Genomic DNA, 3,270 nt, shown 5'->3' with positions numbered 1-3,270 from the left:
ACTCTGAGAAATACCCGATACTTACAACCGGCTTTAACCCGATCTTTTTAGGGTTCGACAGAGTCGAATGGAGCCGGATTGATGAAGAACGTCACTACTCTCTTTCTCGCCATTGCGCTGGCGCTTGTCGCGCCGGGCAGCGTCATGGCTGAAAGCCGCATCAAGGACATTGTGCGGGTAGAGGGCGTCCGAAAAAATCTTCTCGTCGGATATGGGCTCGTGATCGGCCTCAATGGTACGGGCGACCAGCTTCGCAACGTGCCTTTCACCGAGCAGACGCTGGCGAGCATGTTGAAGCGAATGGGCGTCAATCTTTCGGAAGATGATCTCAAGACAAAGAACGTGGCTGCGGTGATGGTGACAGCTGATTTGCCGCCCTTCGCGCGCCAGGGCACATTGATGGATGTTTCCGTTGCGACGCTTGGGGATGCGAAGAGCCTTGCTGGCGGCATTCTCCTTGTTACGCCGCTGATGGCCGCAGACGGGCAGGTCTATTCCATTGCCCAGGGGGCAGTCGCCATTTCCGGCTTCGAAGCATCAGGTGCTGCGCAGAGCGTGACCAAAGGCGTGCCAACGCGTGGCCGGATCGTCAACGGGGCGGTGGTGGAGCGCGAGATACCGGACCAACTCAATCAGCTTGGTGTTGTCCGCCTCAATCTTCGTAATCCGGATTTTACGACCGCTATTCGTATTGCGGATGTTATCAACCGTCACTTCGGAGCGGTGGTGGCCAATCCGCTGGATCTCAACAATGTCGAAGTTCAGATCCTGCCGCGCTATGACAGGCAGGTTGCGCGGCTTATTTCCGAGATCGAGAATCTGAAAGTACGTCCCGCCACGCAGGCCAAGGTCGTCATCGACGAAAAATCTGGCACCATCGTCATCGGTGCAGATGTTCGTATCAGCAAGGTTGCGATCACCCATGGCAGCCTGACTGTGAAAGTCACCGAGACGCCGCAGGTTTCGCAGCCATCGCCCTTTGCGGAGCAGGGTGAAACCGTTGTCGTGCCGCGCACGGATATTGATTATGACGAAGGCGGCCCCGCTTCCTTCGAGATTGTCGATGGGTCAACCACGCTTGAAGCGCTGGTAACAGGGCTCAACCGGCTTGGCATGACGCCGGGAGACATCATCGCGATCCTTCAGGCGATCAAGGCAAGCGGGGCGATGCAGGCCGAGATCGAGGTAATATGATGTCAATTTCTGTTTCATCGCTCGGGCCTTCTGCTTTCGATCTTGACCGGATCGTGAAGTCACCCCGCGTGGATGTATCGGCATCACGTTCCGCTCCGCCCCCTGTGGAGCGCTTTACGAGCCGCGCAATACCAATGCCCGATAATCCGGGTGGTGCATTGCCACCGACGGGAGGGCGCGCTTTCGCACGGATTCAATATGCGCCTGCACCTACCATAGAAGGTGCCTCACCGCATCATGCGCATGACCCGATGCGGAAAGCGGCGCAGGAATTTGAGGCACTCATGCTCGCGCAGATGTTCGACCACATGTTCAAGGGGCTCGAGACGAACACGCTCTTTGGCGGCGGCCATGCGGAATCGATTTATCGAAGTTTTCTGATGCAGACAATTGGCGAAGCTGTGGCAGAGAGCGGTGGCATCGGCATTGCCGAGCTCATCCATCGCGATATGGCGCGCGCTTATGGTGCCGCAAATTCTGGCGAGTGGGGGTAGAGGCATGAATGAGACGGGAAAGAAGCTCTCGGAGAAGATCAAGTCCTTCGATGAGGTAGCCATTGTCGAAGAGACGTCTGTTGCAGAGGTGAGCCCGCAGGTCGATGAAGCTGCGGTCGCGCGCCTTGCAGCGGTGGAGATGCGCATGGCGAAGGCGCTTTCAGACCTGACCGAGACGCTGGAAGAGGAGGCGAAGGCGGTTTACGAGCTTCGCTATGAATTTCTGCCCGAAGCCGCGGACCGGAAAGAGGCGCTGCTTGTCGCGCTGGAGGGGCTAGTCGAGGAAGCTTCATCTGACGCCCCCCGTAGCTGGATCGCCGAAACATTCGGGGCCGGGTTACAGAAGCTTGCGCAAGCCGCCCAGAATAATGAAAGGGCGCTCAGATTGCTTGACGAAACCGTTCGGCAGATCGTCGGCCTGCATGTGAAGGCGGAGAAGGAGATGGGCAGCGAAGGGCTTTATGCTTCCTCCGGCCGGCAGGTGGAGCCAGCCGAGTTTTCCCTCGCAGGGATGAATTTAGATCTCTAGATCGGGATGAGCCAGGCACAAGAAAAGCGGCTTCAACGAGAAGCCGCCTTTTCTTTGGCTTCTGATGCGTCACGAAATCCGCATATCTGCATTGACGTCGATCGTCTGGCCATTATCGAGAAGCACGCTTGTCGTACCACCGGACTGGATGACCTGTGCAATGGTCTGCTTGATGAAAGTGCGCGCCGGGATCGAGTTGCCGTTCTCGTCGGCAGCGATGACCTCGATGCGATAGGCGCCCTCATCGACCGCCGCGCCGTTGTTGTTCTTGCCATCCCAGTCGATCACATGGCGATCACCGGAATAGGTGAACTCGCCATGCCGGACAATATTGCCCTGTGCGTCCGCAATCACATAGACAGCCTGCTCAGGGGTATCATCGAGGGTGACGGCGAAGCTCGCGCTTCCATCCTTTAGCGTCACTGTATTGCCCTGTACCTCAACCTGACGCCCGATCAGGGAAACGGCGGTTTGTGAGGATAGATTGGCGATGGCGCTCGTCAAATTGTCGAGCTTGCCGTTCATTTGAACGGATTGCTCAACCTGCGAAAACTGCGCAAGCTGCGTCACGAACTGCGTTGCATCGAGTGGCGCCAATGGATCCTGATACTTCATCTGAGCCGTCATCAGCTTCAGAAAGGCGTTGTAGTCAGATGTCGTCTGCGGAATGGCGGTCATGGGAATCTCCTTGGCGCTCCTGGCCGGCGGGGTCAGAGCCTTATGTCGATGACACCATCAATGCGATGGCTCATCTGTGTGGGTTCATGCGCAGTCTCGCTGCCGGACAGGCGATGTGGACTTTGGCTACCGCGCTTCTCTTCGGAATCGCTCGAGCTGCCCCGACGCTCGGTGAACTCAAACTGCGTTGTGCCATCGGCAAAGCCGAGATCACTGAGAGCACGGTTCAGCATCTGATGGTTGTTTTGCAGCAGCACCAATGTGTCCGGGCGCGCGGAGGCGATGCTGATTTTCAATAGTCCGTCACTCATGCGCAGCGAGATATCGACCTCACCCAATTCTTCGGGGAAAAGACGAAGCGTCAGGCTGTCGCGC

The 3,270-nt window shown here is 57.3% G+C and carries 5 protein-coding genes; 3 read left to right on the top strand and 2 right to left on the bottom strand.

The features are described from left to right. Nucleotides 1–81 precede the first annotated feature (81 nt). The 3 genes from WBF74_RS08715 to WBF74_RS08705 are packed head-to-tail and all read left to right on the top strand — an operon-like array spanning nucleotide 82 to nucleotide 2,217. Entirely contained in the window at nucleotides 82–1,194 is a 1,113-nt protein-coding gene (locus WBF74_RS08715) for a flagellar basal body P-ring protein FlgI (RefSeq protein ID WP_424438236.1), read from the top strand. Continuing rightward, the gene (locus WBF74_RS08710; RefSeq protein WP_424438233.1) at nucleotides 1,194–1,688 is read left to right on the top strand and encodes a rod-binding protein; all 495 of its coding nucleotides are present in this window, start codon (nucleotides 1,194–1,196) and stop codon (nucleotides 1,686–1,688) included. Before WBF74_RS08715 ends, WBF74_RS08710 begins: the two co-directional genes overlap by 1 nt. Nucleotides 1,689–1,692: 4 nt before the next feature. Beyond that, nucleotides 1,693–2,217 carry a hypothetical protein gene (locus WBF74_RS08705; RefSeq protein ID WP_424438230.1) on the top strand — a complete coding sequence of 175 codons (525 nt, stop codon included), beginning with the start codon at nucleotides 1,693–1,695 and terminating at the stop codon, nucleotides 2,215–2,217. A 69-nt stretch (nucleotides 2,218–2,286) separates the two neighbouring features. Here the strand turns inward: WBF74_RS08705 and WBF74_RS08700 are convergent, their stop codons facing one another. Next, the gene (locus tag WBF74_RS08700) at nucleotides 2,287–2,895 is read right to left on the bottom strand and encodes a flagellar hook assembly protein FlgD (protein ID WP_424438227.1); all 609 of its coding nucleotides are present in this window, start codon (nucleotides 2,893–2,895) and stop codon (nucleotides 2,287–2,289) included. A gap of 32 nt (nucleotides 2,896–2,927) precedes the next feature. Continuing rightward, nucleotides 2,928–3,270 (bottom strand): flagellar hook-length control protein FliK (locus WBF74_RS08695; RefSeq protein WP_424438224.1); only part of this gene is annotated, 343 nt, incomplete at its 5' end.

Origin of the sequence: Parvibaculum sp., from assembly GCF_049672805.1 — a bacterium.
Taxonomy (GTDB): Bacteria; Pseudomonadota; Alphaproteobacteria; order Parvibaculales; family Parvibaculaceae; genus Parvibaculum.
This window is presented reverse-complemented; position numbering and strand designations above follow the sequence as displayed.

What these genes read in the sequence shown, in the direction of transcription:
- WBF74_RS08715 (WP_424438236.1), top strand. Translation starts at nt 82, where the DNA reads ATGAAGAACGTCACTACTCTCTTTCTCGCCATTGCGCTGGCGCTTGTC.
- WBF74_RS08705 (WP_424438230.1), top strand. Translation starts at nt 1,693, where the DNA reads ATGAATGAGACGGGAAAGAAGCTCTCGGAGAAGATCAAGTCCTTCGAT.
- WBF74_RS08710 (WP_424438233.1), top strand. Translation starts at nt 1,194, where the DNA reads ATGTCAATTTCTGTTTCATCGCTCGGGCCTTCTGCTTTCGATCTTGAC.
- WBF74_RS08700 (WP_424438227.1), bottom strand. Translation starts at nt 2,895, where the DNA reads ATGACCGCCATTCCGCAGACGACATCTGACTACAACGCCTTTCTGAAG.